Origin of the sequence: Streptomyces panaciradicis, assembly GCF_023516615.1 — a bacterium.
Lineage (GTDB): Bacteria > Actinomycetota > Actinomycetes > Streptomycetales > Streptomycetaceae > Streptomyces > Streptomyces panaciradicis.
The window spans coordinates 1-20,435 of sequence record NZ_JAMGBF010000137.1; the positions used below are offsets into that span (position 1 = coordinate 1).

The 20,435-nt window shown below is 71.9% G+C and carries 16 protein-coding genes and 1 pseudogene; 4 read left to right on the plus strand and 13 right to left on the minus strand.

Annotation, left to right across the window (positions count from 1 at the left end; translation table 11 throughout):
- Positions 1-287 precede the first annotated feature (287 nt).
- The 4 genes from M8J74_RS34545 to bldG form a co-directional block, all read right to left on the minus strand.
- Positions 288-881, minus strand: coding sequence for a small secreted protein (locus M8J74_RS34545; RefSeq protein ID WP_249840219.1), 594 nt, complete (start codon positions 879-881; stop codon positions 288-290).
- 231 nt (positions 882-1,112) lie between these two features.
- The gene (locus M8J74_RS34550) at positions 1,113-3,521 is read right to left on the minus strand and encodes a sodium-translocating pyrophosphatase (protein WP_249840220.1); all 2,409 of its coding nucleotides are present in this window, start codon (positions 3,519-3,521) and stop codon (positions 1,113-1,115) included.
- Between the two features lie 324 nt (positions 3,522-3,845).
- Positions 3,846-4,277, minus strand: coding sequence for an ATP-binding protein (locus tag M8J74_RS34555; protein ID WP_249840221.1), 432 nt, complete (start codon positions 4,275-4,277; stop codon positions 3,846-3,848).
- 116 nt (positions 4,278-4,393) lie between these two features.
- Positions 4,394-4,735, minus strand: a complete 342-nt coding sequence (gene bldG, locus M8J74_RS34560; protein ID WP_003975386.1) for an anti-sigma factor antagonist BldG — start codon at positions 4,733-4,735, stop codon at positions 4,394-4,396.
- A 79-nt stretch (positions 4,736-4,814) separates the two neighbouring features.
- Between bldG and sftH the strand changes: the two genes are divergently transcribed.
- Positions 4,815-7,385: a DEAD/DEAH box helicase gene (gene sftH / locus M8J74_RS34565; RefSeq protein WP_249840222.1), complete on the plus strand. Its 2,571-nt coding sequence runs from the start codon at positions 4,815-4,817 to the stop codon at positions 7,383-7,385.
- A gap of 40 nt (positions 7,386-7,425) precedes the next feature.
- Here the strand turns inward: sftH and M8J74_RS34570 are convergent.
- The 7 genes and pseudogenes from M8J74_RS34570 to ssd form a co-directional block, all read right to left on the minus strand.
- Positions 7,426-7,725, minus strand: a pseudogene (locus tag M8J74_RS34570) (Rv3654c family TadE-like protein); the annotation flags it as partial.
- The gene (locus M8J74_RS34575; RefSeq protein WP_249840223.1) at positions 7,722-8,087 is read right to left on the minus strand and encodes a TadE family type IV pilus minor pilin; all 366 of its coding nucleotides are present in this window, start codon (positions 8,085-8,087) and stop codon (positions 7,722-7,724) included. The gene M8J74_RS34575 and the pseudogene M8J74_RS34570, both read right to left, overlap by 4 nt.
- On the minus strand, positions 8,074-8,283 hold the full coding sequence (locus M8J74_RS34580; protein ID WP_058924082.1) for a DUF4244 domain-containing protein: 210 nt from the start codon (positions 8,281-8,283) through the stop codon (positions 8,074-8,076). The genes M8J74_RS34575 and M8J74_RS34580 overlap by 14 nt, the downstream gene beginning before the upstream one ends.
- A 118-nt stretch (positions 8,284-8,401) precedes the next feature.
- A complete protein-coding gene (locus tag M8J74_RS34585) occupies positions 8,402-9,163 on the minus strand; it encodes a type II secretion system F family protein (RefSeq protein WP_249840243.1) in 762 nt (253 codons plus the stop codon).
- Between the two features lie 56 nt (positions 9,164-9,219).
- The gene (locus tag M8J74_RS34590) at positions 9,220-10,092 is read right to left on the minus strand and encodes a type II secretion system F family protein (RefSeq protein WP_249840224.1); all 873 of its coding nucleotides are present in this window, start codon (positions 10,090-10,092) and stop codon (positions 9,220-9,222) included.
- 377 nt (positions 10,093-10,469) lie between these two features.
- Positions 10,470-11,612: a TadA family conjugal transfer-associated ATPase gene (locus M8J74_RS34595; protein ID WP_249840225.1), complete on the minus strand. Its 1,143-nt coding sequence runs from the start codon at positions 11,610-11,612 to the stop codon at positions 10,470-10,472.
- Entirely contained in the window at positions 11,609-12,712 is a 1,104-nt protein-coding gene (gene ssd, locus M8J74_RS34600) for a septum site-determining protein Ssd (protein WP_249840226.1), read from the minus strand. The genes M8J74_RS34595 and ssd overlap by 4 nt, the downstream gene beginning before the upstream one ends.
- Positions 12,713-13,295: 583 nt before the next feature.
- Here ssd and M8J74_RS34605 point away from each other — a divergent pair.
- Positions 13,296-14,129, plus strand: a complete 834-nt coding sequence (locus M8J74_RS34605) for an HAD family hydrolase (protein ID WP_249840227.1) — start codon at positions 13,296-13,298, stop codon at positions 14,127-14,129.
- A gap of 347 nt (positions 14,130-14,476) precedes the next feature.
- Here M8J74_RS34605 and M8J74_RS34610 read toward each other — a convergent pair whose 3' ends face one another.
- The gene (locus M8J74_RS34610) at positions 14,477-15,301 is read right to left on the minus strand and encodes a Fic family protein (protein ID WP_249840228.1); all 825 of its coding nucleotides are present in this window, start codon (positions 15,299-15,301) and stop codon (positions 14,477-14,479) included.
- A 101-nt stretch (positions 15,302-15,402) separates the two neighbouring features.
- Here M8J74_RS34610 and M8J74_RS34615 point away from each other — a divergent pair, with 101 nt between their 5' ends.
- The gene (locus M8J74_RS34615) at positions 15,403-16,383 is read left to right on the plus strand and encodes an ATP-binding protein (RefSeq protein WP_249840229.1); all 981 of its coding nucleotides are present in this window, start codon (positions 15,403-15,405) and stop codon (positions 16,381-16,383) included.
- Between the two features lie 6 nt (positions 16,384-16,389).
- Here the strand turns inward: M8J74_RS34615 and M8J74_RS34620 are convergent, their stop codons facing one another.
- On the minus strand, positions 16,390-17,661 hold the full coding sequence (locus M8J74_RS34620) for a polysaccharide deacetylase family protein (RefSeq protein WP_249840230.1): 1,272 nt from the start codon (positions 17,659-17,661) through the stop codon (positions 16,390-16,392).
- Between the two features lie 334 nt (positions 17,662-17,995).
- Here M8J74_RS34620 and M8J74_RS34625 point away from each other — a divergent pair, with 334 nt between their 5' ends.
- Positions 17,996-20,386, plus strand: coding sequence for a bifunctional SulP family inorganic anion transporter/carbonic anhydrase (locus M8J74_RS34625; protein WP_249840231.1), 2,391 nt, complete (start codon positions 17,996-17,998; stop codon positions 20,384-20,386).
- Positions 20,387-20,435: the final 49 nt, after the last annotated feature.

A 20,435-nucleotide genomic window follows, 5' to 3' on the forward strand; every position in this document is an offset into this window, starting at 1 on the left:
GCCACCGACGGACCTACGACGCCCGCCGCCCCCGCGTTCCTCGTCAGCCCGCCGTCGACGAGGCCGTAACGGCAGCTTCTTCTCAGCCCGCCGCCGACCGGGGACGGGGACCGACAACGACCCCGCAGCTCCCCGTCAGCCCGCCGCCGACGGACCCGTGATGGCCGTCGACCCCACGCTTCTTCTCAGCCCGCCGCCGACGGGGGCTGCTGCTGAGGCCGACCCGGCAGCTCCTCGTCAGCCCACCCCCGACGGACCCGTGCCGCCCGCCGCCCCCGCGCGACTCGTCAGCCCGCCGTCGACGACGCCGTGGCGGATGCCGACTTGCAGCTGGTCTGTTTCGCCATCGCCTGGCCGACCTCGCCCTCCTCCAGGGTCTTCAGCGCGTCGTTCCCGCTCTGGCTCAGCTTGTCCAGCGAGGTCGCGATGTTCTTGAGGCCGTCGGCGAACTTCGCCTGGTCCTTGGTGTCGAGCTTGTCGACCTGGGTCTTCAGCGAGGCGTAGGACGTGCCGATGCCGTCGAGTTCCTTGACCGCGTCCTGCTGCTTCTTCGCCCCGTTGTCCACGTTGGGCGCCCCGGCCTTCTGCACGGCGGCACCGATCGCCTTGTAGGCGTCGGACATGTCCTGGAAGGCCTGCGCGTCGGTCTTGCGCACCTCTTCCGGCGTGCTGTTGTCCGAGGTCTCCTTCTGGATCGCGGCGTTGGCGGCCTCGATCTTCTTGGCCTGCGGCTGCACGGCGTCGCAGACCTGCTTGGCCCAGGCATCCAGCTTGTCGTTGCCCTTGTCGCTGCTGCTGCAACCCGACAGCGCCACTACCAGTACCGCACCGCCGGACAGTGCGGCAGCGAGCTTCTTGTTCACCGGATTGGTCCCTTCCATGGCTCTCCGGCCCCGGAACATACACGCCGCACCGACGACACCCCCATTCCGGGCGCCCGCTTAAACGACTTTTAGAACCATTTGCACCACGCGAGAGAAGGCTCACCGTGAGGCTGCACACATACAACGGGCACAGCCGGGCACACGGAGCGCACACATGCGAAGACGGGCGGGCGACGCGTCAACACGCGCCTCCCGCCCGCCCCTTGGAGCCGGGTCCCGTAAGACCGTCTACGAAACCACCGCGGGGTCGGTGGGCTTGGACACCTGCTCGGACTTGCCCTCCTCGTCGCCCATGGCGATGCCGCGCCGCTTGGACACGTAGACCGCCCCGACGATGACGACGAGCGCCAGGACCGCGATCCCGATCCGGACGCCGAGGTTCTTGTCGCTGCCGTAGGAGAACTTGATCACCGCGGGCGCGATGAGCAGCGACACCAGGTTCATCACCTTCAGCAGCGGGTTGATCGCGGGACCCGCGGTGTCCTTGAAGGGGTCGCCGACCGTGTCGCCGATCACGGTGGCGGCGTGGGCCTCACTGCCCTTGCCTCCGTAGTGGCCGTCCTCCACGAGCTTCTTGGCGTTGTCCCAGGCGCCACCGGAGTTGGCGAGGAACACCGCCATCAGGGTGCCCGCGCCGATCGCGCCGGCCAGGTAGGAGCCGAGCGCGCCGACGCCGAGCGTGAACCCGATGAAGATGGGCGCCATCACGGCGAGCAGACCTGGCGTGGCCAGCTCCCTGAGGGCGTCCTTGGTGCAGATGTCGACGACGCGTCCGTATTCGGGCTTCTCGCTGTAGTCCATGATCCCGGGGTGCTCGCGGAACTGCCGCCGCACCTCGTACACCACGGCACCCGCCGAACGCGACACCGCGTTGATCGCCAGCCCCGAGAAGAGGAAGACGACCGCCGCGCCGGCGATGAGGCCGACCAGGTTGTTCGGCTGCGAGATGTCCATCGACAGGGTCAGCGGGGCGCCAGCGCCGCTCAGCTTCTCGCCCACGTCCGCCACGTTCGTGGTGATCGCGTCCCGGTACGACCCGAACAGCGCCGACGCCGCCAGGACGGCGGTGGCGATGGCGATGCCCTTGGTGATGGCCTTCGTCGTGTTGCCGACGGCGTCCAGGTTGGTGAGCACCTGGGCTCCGGCGCCCTGGACGTCGCCGGACATCTCGGCGATGCCCTGCGCGTTGTCGGAGACTGGGCCGAAGGTGTCCATGGCGACGATCACGCCGACCGTGGTGAGCAGGCCGGTGCCGGCCAGCGCCACCGCGAACAGCGCGAGCATGATCGACGTACCGCCGAGCAGGAAGGCGCCGTAGACGCCGAGGCCGATCAGCAGGGCGGTGTAGACGGCCGACTCCAGACCGACCGAGATACCGGCGAGGACGACGGTGGCCGGGCCGGTCAGCGAGGTCTTGCCGATGTCGCGGACCGGGCGGCGGGTGGTCTCGGTGAAGTAGCCGGTCAGCTGCTGGATGACGGCCGCCAGCAGAATGCCGATCGCCACCGCGACGACCGCGAGGATCCGCGGGTCGCCGTCCTTGGCCCTGATGGCGGCGTCGGTGACGCCATCGAGGTCCGAGTACTTCGACGGGAGGTAGATGAACACGGCCGCCGCCACGAGGGCGAGGGAGATCACCGCGGAGATGAAGAAGCCGCGGTTGATGGCCGACATCCCGCTGCGGTCCGCGCGGCGCGGGGCCACGGCGAAGATGCCGATCATGGCGGTGATGACGCCGATCGCGGGCACGATCAGCGGGAAGGCCAGTCCGGAGTCGCCGAAGGCCGCCTTGCCGAGGATCAGCGCGGCGACCAGGGTCACGGCGTACGACTCGAACAGGTCGGCCGCCATGCCCGCGCAGTCGCCGACGTTGTCGCCCACGTTGTCGGCGATGGTCGCGGCATTGCGCGGGTCGTCCTCCGGAATGCCCTTCTCGACCTTGCCGACCAGGTCGGCGCCGACGTCGGCGGCCTTGGTGAAGATGCCGCCGCCGACACGCATGAACATGGCGATCAGCGCGGCTCCGAGGCCGAAGCCTTCGAGCACTTTCGGCGCGTCGGCCGCGTACACCAGCACCACGCAGGAGGCGCCCAGCAGACCGAGCCCCACTGTGAACATGCCGACTACGCCGCCCGTGCGAAAAGCGATCTTCATGGCCTTGTGCGAGACGGCGGTGAGATCCTTTTCGGGCTCACCTTCCGCCGGGGTCGCTTCCCGGGCCGCCGCGGCAACGCGCACATTGCTGCGTACCGCCAGCCACATGCCGATATAGCCGGTGGCCGCCGAGAACGCGGCGCCGATCAAGAAGAACACCGATCGGCCTGCGCGCTGATTCCAGTCGTCCGCGGGCAGCAGCATGAGCAGGAAGAACACGACGACGGCGAATACGCCGAGCGTGCGCAGCTGACGGCCCAGATAGGCGTTGGCGCCTTCCTGGACCGCTTCCGCGATCTTCTTCATGCTGTCGGTGCCCTCGCCCGCGGCCAGCACCTGGCGTACCAGGATGCCCGCGACCACGAGCGCGGCCAGTGCGACGACCCCGATGACCATCACGATGATCCGGTTGTCGTCGGTCAGGACTGCGGCTGCGAAGGTTGTGGGGTGGTCCAGCTGATGAGGGGTAGAAAGCCCCGCCATTCGTCCTCCTTGACGCTTGGGCTGAGCTCAAGATGTGGACGGATTCTAGGTACCCGCACCTGATCAAAACAGAGCACGGGAAACGGAATTAGCCTTCACATGCTCTTCAGCAAATGATCGACGTCACGCCACGGAACCCGAAAGTGGTAATGCCCCAAAGCCATTGACGCCGCCATTTACTTGATCGAATTATCTCCTGATTGATCGTGAAGGAATTCACGAAATGCATCTTGCCTGACCACTGTAGGCACGATCACCGCACGCCGACATGCCGAAGGGCCCTACGGCGTAGGGCCCTTCGGTACAGAAACGGTGGAGCGGGACTCAGGGGAGCACTGCGACGGGTGGTGTGGTCGGCCAGGTCATCCGGATCGACCCGCCGTGCTCCCCGGCCCTGACCTCGACGTCGTCGACGAGGCCGCTGATGACCGCGAGGCCCATCTCGTCCTCCTCGGTCTCCACGTCGTCGCCCACGGCGCCGGGTGCCCGGTCTCCCGGGGTCGCCCGCGGTGCTTCGTCGCCGACCTCGATGGAGAACTGCTTCTCCTCCTCGACCAGCTTCACCTGCACCGGTGAGGTGATGCCGGCGCTCTGGTGCAGCCCGACGGCCCGGCTGCAGGCCTCGCCGACGGCGAGCCTGACCTCGTCGAGGACGGCCTCGTCCACTCCGGCCCTGCGCGCCACCGCTGCCGCCACCAGTCGGGCGGTCCTGACGTGCTCGGGCAACGCGCTGAAGCGGAGTTCAACGGTGGCCATGCATCCCCCTCGCGACTACGGGCGTGCGGTCGGGGGACCGGGCCGCCGAATGCCCGGACCCCCTGATGGATCTTCGTCCGCCTGGGAGCGGTCACTTCCCGCCCCTGGGGCGGTGGTCAGTCGGTCGCCGCCACTGCTTCCTCGACCGAGGTGTGGATCGGGAACACCTTGGTGAGACCGGTGATGCGGAAGATCTTCAAAATGCGCTCCTGGTTGCAGACCAGGCGCAGCGAGCCCTCATGGGCTCGTACCCGCTTCAGGCCGCCGACCAGCACGCCGAGCCCGGTGGAGTCGAGGAAGTCGACGCCCTCCATGTCAACGACGAGGTGGAAACTCCCGTCGTTCACCAGCTCGACCAGCTGCTCGCGCAGCTTGGGCGCGGTATATACGTCGATTTCGCCACCGACCTCGACGACCGTACGATCGCCGACGGTACGGGTCGACAGGGACAGGTCCACGGATCCTCCAGCACCTTGCTATCGAGCGGTCGCCCCTCGGGACGTTCGGCTTCAGCCCCCGGACGGTTCGCCAGCCGCGATGGCATTCAATCACTTACCGGCAGGCGTGCACGACGCCTTGGTCCCATTGTCCGTCACGCCAGTGACACACTCGGTGCCGATGGCCAAGAATCACCGATCCGATCGATCCCCGACGGACACCGTCTCCGGGCTCGCCCCGGGCGCGGTCCTGGACCGGCTCGCCTTCGGGCCGAGCCGGGCTTCGCGCATCACTCATACGGAGCACTTGCCCCCGCGCGCGGGTCGCCATGCCGTCTGGCCTGACCGGATTCGTTCGGAGGTCATCGCCGCCGTGCAGGCCTGTGGCATCGAGCACCCCTGGGCCCACCAGGCACTCGCCGCCGAGCACGCCCTGGACGGCGACTCGGTGGTCGTCGCCACGGGCACGGCGTCCGGCAAGTCCCTGGCGTACCTCGCGCCCGTCCTGTCCACGCTCCTGGACGGCTCCGAGGCCCCGAACGGCCGCGGCACCACCGCCCTCTACCTGGCCCCCACGAAAGCTCTTGCGGCCGACCAGTGCCGATCCGTGAAGGAACTTTCACAACCTCTGGGAAATGCCGTACGTCCCGCGGTCTACGACGGCGACACGCCGTTCGAGGAACGCGAGTGGGTCCGCCAGTACGCCAACTACGTCCTGACCAACCCGGACATGCTGCACCGCGGCATACTCCCGTCCCACCCCCGCTGGTCCTCCTTCCTGAAGTCGCTGCGGTACGTCGTCATCGACGAGTGCCACACCTACCGGGGCGTCTTCGGCTCGCATGTCGCCCAGGTCCTGCGGCGCCTGCGCCGCCTGTGCGCCCGCTACGGCTCCTCCCCCGTCTTCCTCCTGGCCTCAGCGACCGCCGCCGAGCCGGCCGTCGCCGCCCGCCGTCTGACCGGCCTGCCGGTGGTCGAGGTGGCCGACGACGCCTCTCCCCGCGGTGAACTGGTGTTCGCCCTGTGGGAGCCCCCGCTCACCGAGCTGCACGGCGAGAAGGGCGCCCCCGTCCGCCGTACCGCCACCGCCGAGACGGCCGACCTGCTGACCGACCTGGCCGTGCAGGGCGTCCGCTCGGTCGCCTTCGTCCGCTCCCGGCGCGGCGCCGAACTGATCTCCGTCATCGCCCAGGAACGCCTCGCCGAGGTCGACCGGTCACTGGCCCGGCGTGTCGCGGCCTACCGGGGCGGCTACCTCCCGGAGGAGCGCCGCGCCCTGGAGCAGGCCCTGCACTCGGGCGAGCTGCTGGGCCTGGCCGCGACGACGGCCCTGGAACTCGGCATCGACGTCTCGGGCCTGGACGCCGTCGTGATCGCCGGCTATCCGGGCACCCGCGCCTCCCTGTGGCAGCAGGCCGGGCGCGCCGGGCGTGCCGGGCAGGGGGCGCTGGCCGTCCTGGTCGCCCGCGACGACCCCCTGGACACCTTCCTCGTCCACCACCCCGAGGCCCTCTTCGACCGGCCCGTGGAGTCCACGGTCCTCGATCCCGACAACCCCTACGTCCTCGCCCCGCACCTGTGCGCGGCCGCCGCGGAGATCCCCCTGACGGACGAGGACATGGACCTCTTCGGCCCGCAGGCCGAGGCCCTGCTGCCCCAGCTGGAGGCCGCGAAGCTCCTGCGCCGCCGTACCCGGGCCTGGCACTGGACCCGCCGGGAGAGGGCCGCCGACCTCACCGACATCCGCGGCGGGGGCGGCCGGCCGGTCCAGGTCGTCGAGGCCGGCACGGGCCGCCTGCTCGGCACGGTCGACGAGGGCGCCGCCCACTCGACCGTCCACGAGGGCGCCGTCCACCTCCACCAGGGCCGCACGTACCTGGTGCGCTCGCTGGACCTGGAGGACTCGGTGGCGCTCGTCACCGAGGCGAACCCCCCGTACTCGACGGTCGCCCGGGACACGACGGCCATCTCCGTGCTGGAGACGGACACCGAGATCCCCTGGGGCGAGGGCCGCCTGTGCTACGGCTCCGTCGAGGTCACCAACCAGGTCGTCTCCTTCCTGCGCCGCCGCGTCATCACCGGCGAAGTGCTCGGCGAGACCAAACTCGACCTCCCTCCCCGTACGCTGCGCACCCGCGCGGTGTGGTGGACGGTCACCGAGGACCAGCTCGACGAGGCCCGCATCAACCCCGAGATCCTCGGCGGCGCCCTGCACGCCGCCGAGCACGCCTCGATCGGCATGCTGCCCCTGTTCGCGACCTGCGACCGCTGGGACATCGGCGGCGTCTCGATCCCGCTGCACCCCGACACCCTGCTGCCGACGGTCTTCGTCTACGACGGCCACCCCGGCGGCGCGGGCTTCGCCGAGCGCGCCTTCCACACCGCCCGCGCCTGGCTCACCGCCACCCGCGAGGCCATCGCCTCCTGCGAGTGCGAGGCCGGCTGCCCGTCCTGCATCCAGTCCCCCAAGTGCGGCAACGGCAACGACCCACTGCACAAACGCGGGGCCGTACGACTCCTCACGGTGCTGTTGCGGGGGGCGCCGGAGGAGGGGCCGGGGGGCGGGGAGGAGCGGTCGGAAGAGGGGCCAGGGGCGCGGAAGGAGCGGCCGGAGGAGGGGCGGGAAGTGGCGCCGTCGGCTCCGGCTCCGCAGGTCCCGCCCGGGCCCTGACCTCGGCCGCGAACGGTCCTCGTCCCGAGGCCGCCGTCACGTCCGAGATCTGGCCCACGACCACGCACCGCACGAGCCGCGCCCCCTGCGCCCGGGCCAGCCGGTCCGCCCGCGCGCAGGCCGCCCCGGTGCCGTCCGCCCACCGGTCCGCCGCCGCGAGCGCCGCCAGATCCGCGCCCCCGGCCGCCCGATGCCGGACCACGACGGCCTGCCCCAGAGCCAGCACGACCCCGAAGACCACGCACAGCACGGCGATGGCCCCGAGGCTCCAGACGGTGGCCGAGCCGCGGTCGGAGCGCCACGCCGTCCCGTTGGAGCGCCACGCCGTCCCGTTTCTCATCGCCCGGCTCCCAGCGTCTCCTCGGCCGCCGCGACGGCCTCCTCGCGTACCTCGAACGGCAGCCCCCGCAGGGCAGGCGGTTTCGCCACGACGACGACCCTCACCTGGTCCCCCTCCCGGCCGACCGTGACCCGCGCACCGCGCGGCGCCGCCTCCTGGGCCACCCGCAGGACCGCGTCGGCCGGGTCCTGCCGGGCAGCGGCCCGCGCCCCGGTCCGCGCCGCGTCCACGCACTGGATCCGCGCGGCGACCACCAACAGCCCCCAGACCAGTGCCATCGCGAACATCACCAGCACGGGCAGCACGACAGCCGACTCCGCCGTCACGAACCCGCCGTCGGCCCTCCGCCTACATCCGCGCATCGAGGGCCCGCTTCACGATGCCCTGCAGCTCCGCACTGACGGTGCCGCTCGTCACCACCTTGTAGAGCATCGCCGCGAACGCCACCGCCGCCACGATGCCCACCGCGTACTCGGAGGTGACCATCCCCGCGTCCCGCCGCGCCGCGCGCGCCCTGCACACCAGGGCGCGCAGCCGCGCCCGAACCACCTTGCACATCTCAACCCCCGTGAGGATCAGCTTCATCGGTCGGCGACCGCTTTCGTCGCCGTTGCTTTCGTTGCCACTGCTTTCGCCGCCACTGCTTCGTCGTCGCGTCGCCATCACCGCGCTCGCGTCACCTGCCACCACCTCCTCCCAGCACTCCGCCCGCGAGTCCGATCACCACGGGCAGTACGCCGATCGCGATGAACGCGGGCAGGAAGCACAGCCCCACCGGCGCGGTCACCATGACCGCCGCCCGCCGGGCCCGGCCCGTCGCGGCACGCGCCCGCTCCGCGCGAACCTCCCCGGCCAGACGGGCCACCGGTCCGGCGGCCGGCAGCCCGGACACGTCGGCGCGTTCCAGCAACCGGGCCAGGGCACCGGCACCCGGCAGCCCCGCGAGCCTCAGCCAGGCCTCGGAGGGTTCCCCGCCGAGCCGCACCTCCGCCGCGCCGCGCACCAGCGCGTCCCCGACCGGGCCGCCCAGGGCCTCCCCCACGGCCTGCGCCGCGACCACCGGCCCGGCGCCGGCCGCGATGCAGGCGGCCAACAGATCCGAGGCGAGGGGAAGTTGTCGTGCCGCCTCGGCAGGGTCGAAGGCTACGGCGGAGACGCTTCCCGCCTGTCTGCGGCGCCACCACCACAGCCCCGCCGCCGCGACCAGCCCCACCACGCCCCCGGCGAGGCCGCCGACCAGCACCCACCCGGCGCACACGGCCCCCGCCACCGGACCCCATCCCCGCAGGGCGGCCCGCACGTCGAGGCGGGGCGCGGCAGACGTCGCCTCCAGGGTGGCCACCAGTCCGGCCAGCCTCCGGCGCACTCTGCGCTCCCTGCGCACCGACTCCACCCACCGCAGAGCCCACACGCCGACCAGCGCGATCCCCACGATCACCAACAGCCTGTGGATAACCTCTGAACCGAACGCATCCCCCTCCTCGTGCCAGGTCTTCACGCCGCCTCAGCTCCCCGCACGATCCGCATCGCCCACCACATCCCCAGGCCCTCCAGCACCCCGCCGACCAGCAGGCAGCCCAGGCCGGCGCCGGTGTGCAGCAGTACGTGCAGGGGATCGGCGCCCAGGGCGGAACCCAGGCCCAGGCCCAGGACCGGAAGCCCGGCGAGCATCAGCGCCGTGGACCGGGCGCCCGCCAACTGAGCCTGTAGATCGGCGCGTTGATCCCGCTCCGCCCGCAACGCCGCTTCGAGCCGGTCGAGTCCGGCGGCGAGGCCGGCTCCCTGGTCCACGGCGACCCGCCAGCACGCGGCGAGCCCCAGCAGTCCCTCGGCTCCCGGCTGCCGCGCCGCGACCGCCAGCGCTCCCGGCACGTCCCCGCCGAACCGCGCCGCCGCCAGCACCGTCGCCTGCGCGTCCCCGAGCCCGCCGGAGTCACGGGCTGCCTGCAGCAAGGCCTCTCCCGGCTGCCGTCCGGCCCGCACCTCCCCGGCGAGCGCCCCGCACAGCCCGATCACCGCGCCCTCGCGGTGCTCGCGTGCCCGCCGGTCGCGGCGTGCCAGCCGCATCCGCCTCAGCAACGGCACTCCGGCCGCCCCCGCGACGACCGGCACCACCGAAGCCCCCGCCACGGCCAGCACCAACCCGGCGGCCAGCGACCACCACTCGACCCCCAACCGCCCGCGGAGGCGCCGCAGTTCCCCGGCCGTGACCCGCCACGTCGGCGGTCCCGTCCCCGCCATCCCGCCACCGGCGAGCAACAGTTGCGCCCGCCGCGCCCCGGAGTGCCGTCCGCCCAGCAGCAGGGCCATCATCCCGACGCACAACACGGCAGCCACCAGAGCGAATCCGCTCGTCCCCCTCACCATGCCGCCCCGCTCCCGTCCTCGTTCACGCCCGTCCGCATCACCACGTCCGCCCTCTCTCGCCCTCGTCCTCGCCCGTCCGCATCACCACGTCCGCCCTCTCTCGCCCTCGTCCTCGCCCGTCCGCATCACCACGTCCGCCCTCTCTCGCCCTCGTCCTCGCCCGTCCGCATCACCACGTCCGCCCTCTCTCGCCCTCGTCCTCGCCCGTCCGCATCACCACGTCCGCCCTCTCTCGCCCTCGTCCTCGCCCGTCCGCATCACCACGTCCTCCCACTCCCGTCCTCGTTCACGACCTCGTCCACCCCCATCACCACGCCCTCCCGTTCCCGTCCTCGCCCCCGCCCTCCCCCTCACCCGCTCGACCGCCCTCCCGGCCGTCAGAGCAACTCCCGCAGCCGCGGCCACCCCCGCTCGCGCACGAACGCCTCCGGGCCCCACCGCAGCGCCGGCACCGTCCGCACCAGCCCCGAGCCGTCTCGTTCCAGGACGTGCACCTCGGCGATGCGCCGTCGGCCGGTCCGGTCCCGCACGAGGTGCAGGACCACCGACAGCGCGGCCGCCAACTGGCTGTGCAGCGCGGCCCGGTCGAGTCCGGCCGCCGTGCCGAGGGCCTCCAGCCGGGCGGGCACGTCGCCGGCGGCGTTCGCGTGGACGGTGCCGCAGCCGCCCTCGTGCCCGGTGTTCAACGCGGCCAGCAGATGCACCACTTCGGGGCCGCGCACCTCCCCCACGACCAGCCGGTCCGGGCGCATCCGCAGTGCCTGCCGCACCAGGTCCTGGAGGGTGACCAGCCCCGCGCCCTCCTGGTTGGCGGGTCTGGTCTCCAGCCGTACGACGTGCGGATGGTCCGGCCTGAGCTCGGCCGAGTCCTCGGCGAGCACGATCCGCTCACCGGGCCCGACGAGCCCCAGCAGGGCGCTCAGCAGCGTCGTCTTGCCGCTTCCTGTGCCGCCGCTGACGAGGAAGGACAGCCGCGCCTCGACCAGGGCCCGCAGCACACGCTCCCCGCCCGGGGGCACCGTGCCCGCCGCGACCAGCTCGTCCAACGTGAACGCGCGCGGCCGGACCACCCTCAGCGACAGGCAGGCGCAGCCCACGGCCACCGGAGGCAGCACCGCGTGCAGGCGTGTGCCGTCGGGCAGGCGGGCGTCGACCCACGGCCGGGCGTCGTCGAGGCGCCGCCCGGCCACCGCGGCCAGCCGCTGCGCCAGCCGCCGTACGGCCGCGGGGTCGGCGAAGGTGACCGAGGTCAGTTCCAGTCCGCCGCCCCGGTCCACCCAGACCCGGTCGGGGGCCGACACCAGGACGTCGGTCACCGACGGATCGGCGAGCAGCGGCTCCAGCGGCCCACTGCCGATCAGTTCGGAGCGCAGCCGCTCGGCCGCCCCGAGGACCTCGGCGTCCCCGAGGACCCGCCCCTGCTCCCGCAGGGCCTGCGCCACGCGTGCGGGCGTCGGCTCGGCCCCGCTCTCGACCAGCCACTGCCGTACGCCGTCCAGCAGCCCCGGTGCGGCGGTCATGCCGCACCCGCCTCGGCCAGCGCCCGCTCCCAGAACTGGCGGCAGAACCGGGCGAGGGGCCCGCGCCCGCCCGCGCCGGGCGGTGTCCTGCCCTCGCCGTGGCGCACCAGGCCGGCCTCGACCGGTACCTCGCCGGCCAGGGGCAGGCCGAGCAGCCGGGCCACCTCGCGGTCGTCGAGTCCGGGCGCGTACGGTCCGCGGACCGCCACGCGCAGGTCGCGCAGGACCATTCCGGCCGCGGAGGCCACCCGTCCGGCCGCGGCGACCGCGCGCAGTTCCGCCGGTACGACCAGTAGCCCGAGGTCGAGCTGGGAAAGTGCCTCGGCGACTCCGTCGTCGACGCGGCGCGGGAGGTCGACGACGACCGTCCCGCCGCGGCGCCGGGCCGCGGCGAGCACCGCCCGCATGGCCTGTGCCGGGATGGCCACGCAGTCGCCGCGGTCCCAGCTGAGCACCCGCAGGGAGTGCAGGCGCGGCAGCGACTCCTCCAGCGCGCCGCCGCCGACACGGCCGCGGGAGGCGGCGAAGGCGGGCCAGCGCAGGCCCTCCGCGGTCTCGCCGCCGAGGAGTACGTCGAGTCCGCCGCCGAGCGGATCGGCGTCCACGAGCAGGGTGCGCAGCCCCTGGTGCGCGGAGGTGACGGCGAGGGCGCACGCGAGCGTGGACGCTCCGGCCCCGCCGCGGCCGCCGATGACGCCCACGGTGAGGGCGGGTCTGCCGACCCCCTCGGCGACGTCGGCGATGCGGTCGACGAGCCACTGCTCGCCGTCGGGCAGCATCAGCACGTGGTCGGCGCCGATCTCGACGGCCCGGCGCCAGACCCCGGAGTCGTCCTGGTCGCGGCCGACCAGCACCACCCCTCGCCGGCGGGCGGCCCCGCGCACTCGTCGGGCCGCGTCGTCGCCGACCAGGACGAGGGGTGCGGCCTCCCAGCCGCCCGCCCGTTCGGGCACGCGGTGGTGGACCTCCGGTGTGGCGCCGGCCGCGGCGCACAGCCGCAGCAGGTCGTCCAGCAGGTCGACGTCCTCCGTGACGATCAGTGGACCGGCCTGCCGCCCCGAGGCGGCGGGCGGTGGTTCGTGCGTGACGGCTCCGGCCATGGTCTCCGTCCCCCTTCGCTGCTTCTGTCGCGCAGCCCCTGCGGCCCCGCGATTCCCAAACGTGTGAAGAACCGGTTAGCGGCCTCCATATGAACGGCCGACAGAAACCGGCCGAAGCCGCCCGACAAACCGGAACCGGTCATGAACTCGGCCCGAGCGGGACGCGCTGGAATCACGGTGCAGCGATGCCGGAAATCTTGTGGATCTTGGTCGAAAACTGTGGACAACTCGGCGGTTGTGAATATCGCCGTCACCCATACCGGCGAGTCCGGTACCGATCCCTGCGCGACTTCCCCAGCGGAGCGCGACGGCTACCCAGCGTGACAAATCATGGGCATGCAAAAGAGGCGGTCGCGGCCGCCTCGGAACGGCGGTACAACCACCTCGACAAGGGAAAAACCCACCCGGACATGCGACGACCCCCGCCGGGGGGGAGAGCGGGGGTCGTCTCCACGGCCGACTCGGGGGGGGAGGAGCCGGACCGGGTTAGCACGGTCGCGAACGATCCGTGACTTCCATGGTGTACCCGAGAGCCCTCTCAGGCAAACCCACGCGCCAACCTTACGCCGAATGGGCTCCCCCTATGCTCGGGGTTGTGGAAAACCAGTCGTTGCCCCGCACAGCGGCCTTCTTTGACCTGGACAAGACGGTCATTGCGAAGTCGAGCACGCTCACGTTCGGCAAGTCCTTCTACCAAGGCGGCCTGATCAACCGCCGCGCCGCCTTGCGCACCGCATATGCCCAGTTCGTGTTCCTCCTGGGCGGCGCCGACCACGACCAGATGGAGCGCATGCGGGAGTACCTCTCCGCCATGTGCCGCGGCTGGAACGTCCAGCAGGTCAGGGAGATCGTCGCCGAGACCCTGCACGACCTCATCGACCCGATCATCTACGACGAGGCGGCCTCCCTCATCGAGGAGCACCACACCGCCGGCCGCGACGTCGTCATCGTGTCGACCTCGGGCGCCGAAGTCGTCGAGCCCATCGGCGAGTTGCTCGGCGCCGACCGCGTGGTCGCGACCCGCATGATCGTGGGGGACGACGGCTGCTACACGGGCGAGGTGGAGTACTACGCGTACGGCCCCACCAAGGCGGAGGCGGTCAGGGAACTGGCCGTCTCCGAGGGGTACGACCTGGACCGCTGCTACGCCTACAGCGACTCGGTGACCGACCTGCCGATGCTGCAGTCGGTGGGCCATCCGCACGCGGTGAACCCGGACCGCGCGCTGCGCCGCGAGGCCCTCGCGCGCGGGTGGCCGATTCTGGACTTCCACCGCCCGGTCCGGCTCAAGCAGCGGATCCCGTCGTTCTCCGTGCCGCCCCGTCCGGCCCTGGTCGCGGCCGCCGCCATAGGTGCGGCCGCCGCGACCGCCGGCCTCGTCTGGTACGCGAGCAGACGCCGGACGACCGCCATGTAACCCTTTTGGCCCTGTTTGTGAGTAAAAGTAAAGAAGCGAAGGCAGGGGTTTCGCTTCCTCCGGTCGTGGAGTACAAAGGGGTTAACGGCCCGCGAGACCAAGGACATCCGCGAGGATCACCTTAATAACGCATTTGGCCCCACGGACCGAGCATGAACACCGGGCACCCACGCGACGTCGACCCGTCGATTACGGGCCAGCCGCACCAGGGACGGGCAAAGTTCCCGACCTGATGGGCAACATATCGAGGACGCTTGGTAACCCGGTGGACATGCCAGCGGCGGTACGAATTACTCGTACCGCCGCAACCCTTTTCCGGAAGTCCCGGCGCGGTACCGGCGCCTTTTCTACGCCGCGCCGCGCTGCAGCGCCTCGCACACGGCCGTCGACTCCCGGGCCCCCAGTCCGACCGCCTTGCCGCAGTGGGCGATCCAGGCGGCCATGCCGTCCGGGGTGCCGGAGACGTAGCCGTCCAGCGCCGCCAGATAGGCCGCACGGCCCAGTTCCGCGTGGCCGACCTCGGCGGGGCAGACGGACTTCGGGTCCAGACCGCTGCCCACCAGGACGATGCGCTCGGCCGTGCGCGCGACGAGGCCGTTGTGCGAGGCGAAGGGGCGCAGCGCGAGGAGCTCGCCGTGCACGACGGCGGCCGTCACCAGGGCGGGCGCGGAACTGCCCGCGATGACCAGCTCGGCGAGACCCTCCAGCCGGCCGTGCACCTCGTCGGCGCCCGGCAGCGGCAGCTCGATCAGCGGCTCGTCGACGGGCTCGCCCGCCAGTCGGGGCCGCCCGACCTCGTCGCCGTTGGTCGCCGCGGCCACCAGGTGCAGCCGGGCCAGCACCCGAAGGGGTGACTGCCGCCAGATGGACAGCAGCTGCCCGGCCTCGGCGGTGAGCCTGAGCGCCGCGCCCATCACGCGCGCGTCGTCGTCACCGCTGAAGTCGGTCCGGCGTCGCACCTCCTCCAGCGCCCAGTCCGCGCCGGACAACGCAGCCGAGCCGCGGGCGCCGCGCAGGGCCGCCTCGGAGGTGATCTCGTTGCTGCGGCGCCGCATGACCCGGTGCCCGTAGACCCGGTCCACGGCCTTGCGCACGGACTCCACTGACTCGGCCACACCGGGCAGCGAACCCAGGGCGGCGAGCGGATCGGCGGTAGCGCCTGTCGTACTCATGAGTACGACACTAGCCACCCCGAGGGCGAACCCCACGAACGAGTGGTCTTCTTCACGCGCGCATGCCACGTACAGCTATCGGCCGACTACTCTTCGTGAACATGAAAATTGCTTTCGTCGGGAAGGGCGGCAGCGGCAAGACGACGCTGTCCTCCCTGTTCATCCGCCACCTCGCGGCCGCCGGCACGCCTGTCCTCGCGGTCGACGCCGACATCAACCAGCACCTCGGCGCCGCACTCGGCCTCGACGAGGCGGAGGCCGCCGCACTGCCCGCGATGGGCGACCGGCTCCCGCTGATCAAGGACTACCTGCGCGGCTCCAACCCGCGGATCGCCTCCGCCGAGACGATGATCAAGACCACCCCGCCCGGCGAGGGCTCACGCCTGCTGCGGGTGTGCGAGGACAACCCGGTCTACGACGCCTGCGCCCGGCCGGTGGAACTCGACGGCGGCGCCGTCCGACTGATGGTCACCGGCCCCTTCACGGAGGCCGACCTGGGGGTCGCCTGCTACCACTCCAAGACCGGGGCGGTGGAGCTGTGCCTGAACCACCTGGTGGACGGGCGCGGCGAGTACGTCGTGGTGGACATGACGGCGGGCTCGGACTCCTTCGCCTCCGGGATGTTCACCCGCTTCGACATCACGTTCCTCGTCGCCGAGCCGACCCGGAAGGGGGTCTCCGTCTATCGCCAGTACAAGGAGTACGCCCGTGACTACGGCGTCGTCCTGAAGGTCGTCGGCAACAAGGTGCAGGGCCAGGACGACCTGGACTTCCTGCGCGCGGAGGTGGGGGACGACCTGCTGGGGACCTTCGCCCACTCCGACTGGGTGCGGGCCATGGAGAAGGGCCGTCCGCCCCGGTTCGAGCTCCTGGAGGACGCCAACCGCCGAGCGCTGCGCGTCCTTCAGGTCGCCGCGGACGCGACGTACGAGCTGCGGGACGCGGAGCGCTACACGCGCCAGATGGTGCACTTCCATCTGAAGAACGCCGACGCGTGGGGCAACGCCCGCACGGGGGCCGATCTGGCGGCGCAGGTCGACCCCGCCTTCGTGCTGGGGGAGGGTGTCGGGGCCCCCGTGTGACGAGGGCTACCGCTTGGCGCCCGGCGCGCCCGGGACGCCCTTGGGCGCCGGGGCCGGGCGGCCCGACAGGAAGGACGCCCAGCCCTGCCTCGGGGCCTGGCCGACGTCCAGGGTGCGCAGCTTCGCCAGGACGGCCGGGTCCTGGGCGTCCAGCCAGTCGGCCAGCTGGTGGAAGGACACACAGCGCACGTCGGGCTTGTTGCACACCTGCTCGACGACCTCCTCGACGGCCCGCATGTAGGTGCCGCCGTTCCAGGACTCGAAGTGGTTGCCGATGATCAGGGGCGCGCGGTTGCCGTCGTAGGCGCGCTGGAATCCGGCGAGCAGGCCGTCGCGCATCTGGTCGCCCCAGAAGTCGAACTTGGCGGGGTCGCCCTGGGTGCGGGTGCCGGACTGGTTGACCATGAAGTTGTAGTCCATGGTGAGCTGCTCGTACCGGTGACCGGGGAACGGCACGAGCTGCATGGACAGGTCCCACAGGCCGTAGCGCTTGTTCGGCCAGACCTGGTTGTCGACCCCGCTGGTGTCGTAGCGGAACCCCAGGTCGCTCGCGGCCTTCATGAAGTTCTGCTGGCCTTCGAGGCAGGGCGTGCGCGCTCCGATGAGCTCCTTGTCGTAGTCGAAGGGCAGCGGAGCCGCCTTCTTCATCCCGGCGTTGGTCTTCCAGGACTTCACGAACTGCTTGGCCTGGGCGATCTCGTCCTTCCACTCGTCGACCGACCACTGGCCGACGCCGCCGTTGGGCCCGCAGAAGTGCCCGTTGAAGTGCGTGCCGATCTCGTTGCCCTCCAGCCACGCCAGGCGCAGCTGCTTCACGGTGTCGGCGATGCCCTTCTCGTCGTTGAAGCCGATGTCGGAGCGGCCCGGTGAGTGCTGCGGCGGCCGGTAGAGGTCCCGCTTCTCCTCCGGCAGCATGTACACGCCGCTGAGGAAGTACGTCATCGTCGCGTTGTTGGCCTTGGCCACCTTGCGGAAGTGGGAGAACAGCCTCTGGCTGTCCTCGCCCGCGCCGTCCCAGGAGAAGACGACGAACTGCGGCGGCTTCTGGCCCGGCTTGAGGCGCTCCGGTCTCGGCAGATGGGGCTGGGCCCCGGTGTAGGCGGTGGACCCGTCACCGATCAGGCGGAAGGCCTGTTTGGGAGCCTGGCGTGGCTTGGCCTTCTGCGGGCCGGCGGCCCCCGACTCGGAACCGTGGGAGCCGATCGCGCAACCGGCGAGTGAGGCGGCACACGCCGCGGCGATCACGGCGCCCGCGGCGATCCTCTGGGTGGCGGCCATCTTCCGCCCACCTTCTTCCTTCTCTCAGGCCAACGCCGACGAAGGCGTTCTCTGGTGGTGTGCCGGGCAGGCCCGACAGCGCCGCCAAGGTCGCACGGAGCCGAGAAGGAATTAGTACGACAAGCCGATGAAATAACCGCTTCACCCATTCAAGTGATTGAATGCTCCATTTGCCAGAAAAGTCTATGCCCGACCTTTACTCTGAATTACGATTCGTTTACCGAGCGTTGAATCATCCCGCCGCTGCACGCCGTGACCCACGGCCGCGACCCGAGCCCCGTCACCGACGGGGACCACCTGTTCCGCGACCGCTGCCCCGGAGGAGACGGGAAACATGTCAGCCTGCGCACCCACCCGCGCCACCGACCCCACTCGGCCCGAGCGCGCCACCCAGTCCCACAGCCCACCGCCCCCGCACCGCCGCTTCCGTGTCGACGGTGCCGATGTGTCCGCGTCCGTCGCGGTCTTCCTGATCGCGCTCCCCCTGTCCCTCGGCATCGCCCTCGCCACCGGCGCACCGCTCCAGGCCGGTCTGGTCGCCGCCGCGGTCGGCGGACTCGTCGCCGGCCGGCTCGGCGGCTCCCCGCTCCAGGTCAGCGGCCCCGCCGCCGGACTGACGGTGGTCACCGCCGACCTCATCCACCGCTACGGCTGGCGCACGACCTGTGCCATCACGGTCCTGGCGGGCGTCGCCCAACTGGGCCTGGGCTGCCTGCGCGTGGCTCGCGGCGCCCTCGCCGTCAGCCCGGCCATCGTGCACGGCATGCTCGCCGGCATCGGCGTCACCATCGCCGTCGCCCAGCTGCACATCGTCCTCGGCGGCACCCCGCAGAGCTCCGTCCTCGCCAACCTCCGCGCCCTGCCCGCCCAGCTGGGGCACGTGCAGCCGGCCGCGGTGATCGTCAGCCTGCTCACCCTCGCCCTCCTCCTGCTCTGGCCCCGGATCCCAGGCCGGGCGGGACAGCTGCTGCGCCGTATCCCGGCCGCGCTGATCGCCGTCACCGGCGCCACCACGGCCGCCTCCCTCGCCGGCCTGCGTCTGCCCCGGGTGGATCTGCCGTCCTGGAGCAGCCACGCCCTGGCCGGGCTTCCCCAGGGCCCGGCGCTCGGCCTGGCGACCGCCGTGCTCACCACCACCCTGGTCTGCAGCGTGCAGTCGCTGCTCGGCGCCGTCGCCGTCGACAAACTGGCCGCCGCCCGGCCGGGGCCGCCGGTCCGGGCCGGACGTTCCGACCTGGACCGCGAGCTCCTCGGTCAGGGCGCCGCCAACATCGTCTCCGGCGCGCTCGGCGGACTGCCGGTCGCCGGTGTCGCGGTGCGCAGTTCGGCGAACGTGAACGCGGGCGCCGTGAGCCGGAACTCCACCATGCTGCACGGCGTTCTCGTAGTGATCGCCGCGCTGCTGCTGGTCCCGCTCCTGCAGCTCATCCCGCTCGCCTCGCTCGCCGCCCTGGTGATGGCCGTCGGCATCCAGATGGTCTCCCTGCACCACATCCGCACGGTGACCCGCCACCGCGAGGTGCTGGTGTACGCCGTCACCACCCTCGGCGTGGTGGTGTTCGGCGTCCTCGAGGGCGTGCTGCTCGGTGTCGCGGTGGCCGTCGCCGTCTCCATGCACCGCCTCGCCCGCACCCGCATCACCCACGACGAGCGGGACGGAGTCCACCACGTCCGCGTCCGCGGCCAGTTGACCTTCCTCGCGGTGCCCCGCCTCAGCCGGGCCCTGCATCTGGTGCCCCGAGACGCCCACGCCGTCGTCGAGCTGGACGGGTCGTTCATGGACCACGCGGCGTACGAGTCCCTGCAGGACTGGCGGAACACCCACACGGCCCAGGGCGGCACGGTGGAACTGACCGGCCGCAGGACCGGTCTGAGCACCGGCGGACCGGACCCCGGGGACGACCGTGTCGCCGAGCCCGGGACCACCCCCGGCACCGGCGAAGCCGCCGCCTCCGTCGACTGCCGCTGCCACCCCTGGACACCCTGGCGCAACCACCACTGCGAGCACCCCCGCCCCGCACCGGCCACCGCCCACCCGGCCCCGGCGACCGGCCACAGCCGGCACCAACTGGCGCGCGGCATCACGGCGTTCCAGCACAAGACCGCGCCGCTGGTGCGGGGTGAGCTGGCGAGGCTCGCCCGGGAAGGACAGCGCCCCTCCCAGCTCTTCCTCACCTGCGCTGACTCCCGGCTGGTCACGTCGATGATCACCGCCAGCGGTCCGGGTGACCTGTTCGTGGTGCGCAACGTCGGCAACCTCGTGCCCCCGCCGGGCGAGGAGGGCGGCGACGACTCGGTCGCGGCGGCCATCGAGTACGCGGTGGACGTGCTGAAGGTGCGGTCCGTCACCGTGTGCGGGCACTCCGGGTGCGGGGCGATGCAGGCGCTGCTCGACGCCGAGCCCGGGCGCGGCCGGACACCGCTCGAGCGATGGCTGCGCAACGGACTGCCCAGCCTGGAGCGCATGGCCGACTCCGAGCGGCCCTGGGCCCGGCTGGCGGGCCGCGCGCCCGCCGACGCGGTGGAGCAGCTGTGCCTGACCAACGTGGTGCAGCAGCTGGAGCACCTGCGCGCGCACGATTCGGTGGCACGAGCGCTGCGGGAGGGGCGGCTGGAGCTGCACGGCATGTACTTCCACGTGGGCGAGGCCCAGGCGTATCTGCTGACGGGGGCGCGCGAGGAGCGGGTGTTCGGCCATGTGGGGGTGGCCGATGTGACCTCGTGACCGCCGCGACGGCGACGACCGGGCCGGTGTGAAGGGCGTTACACCGCTG

Bases quoted from the DNA above. Each gene is read 5' to 3' on its own strand.
- M8J74_RS34545 (WP_249840219.1), bottom strand. From the start codon at position 881: ATGGAAGGGACCAATCCGGTGAACAAGAAGCTCGCTGCCGCACTGTCC.
- M8J74_RS34550 (WP_249840220.1), bottom strand. From the start codon at position 3,521: ATGGCGGGGCTTTCTACCCCTCATCAGCTGGACCACCCCACAACCTTC.
- M8J74_RS34555 (WP_249840221.1), bottom strand. From the start codon at position 4,277: ATGGCCACCGTTGAACTCCGCTTCAGCGCGTTGCCCGAGCACGTCAGG.
- sftH (WP_249840222.1), top strand. From the start codon at position 4,815: ATGGCATTCAATCACTTACCGGCAGGCGTGCACGACGCCTTGGTCCCA.
- M8J74_RS34575 (WP_249840223.1), bottom strand. From the start codon at position 8,087: ATGCGCGGATGTAGGCGGAGGGCCGACGGCGGGTTCGTGACGGCGGAG.
- M8J74_RS34580 (WP_058924082.1), bottom strand. From the start codon at position 8,283: ATGTGCAAGGTGGTTCGGGCGCGGCTGCGCGCCCTGGTGTGCAGGGCG.
- M8J74_RS34590 (WP_249840224.1), bottom strand. From the start codon at position 10,092: ATGGTGAGGGGGACGAGCGGATTCGCTCTGGTGGCTGCCGTGTTGTGC.
- M8J74_RS34595 (WP_249840225.1), bottom strand. From the start codon at position 11,612: ATGACCGCCGCACCGGGGCTGCTGGACGGCGTACGGCAGTGGCTGGTC.
- ssd (WP_249840226.1), bottom strand. From the start codon at position 12,712: ATGGCCGGAGCCGTCACGCACGAACCACCGCCCGCCGCCTCGGGGCGG.
- M8J74_RS34605 (WP_249840227.1), top strand. From the start codon at position 13,296: ATGCTCGGGGTTGTGGAAAACCAGTCGTTGCCCCGCACAGCGGCCTTC.
- M8J74_RS34610 (WP_249840228.1), bottom strand. From the start codon at position 15,301: ATGAGTACGACAGGCGCTACCGCCGATCCGCTCGCCGCCCTGGGTTCG.
- M8J74_RS34615 (WP_249840229.1), top strand. From the start codon at position 15,403: ATGAAAATTGCTTTCGTCGGGAAGGGCGGCAGCGGCAAGACGACGCTG.
- M8J74_RS34620 (WP_249840230.1), bottom strand. From the start codon at position 17,661: ATGGCCGCCACCCAGAGGATCGCCGCGGGCGCCGTGATCGCCGCGGCG.
- M8J74_RS34625 (WP_249840231.1), top strand. From the start codon at position 17,996: ATGTCAGCCTGCGCACCCACCCGCGCCACCGACCCCACTCGGCCCGAG.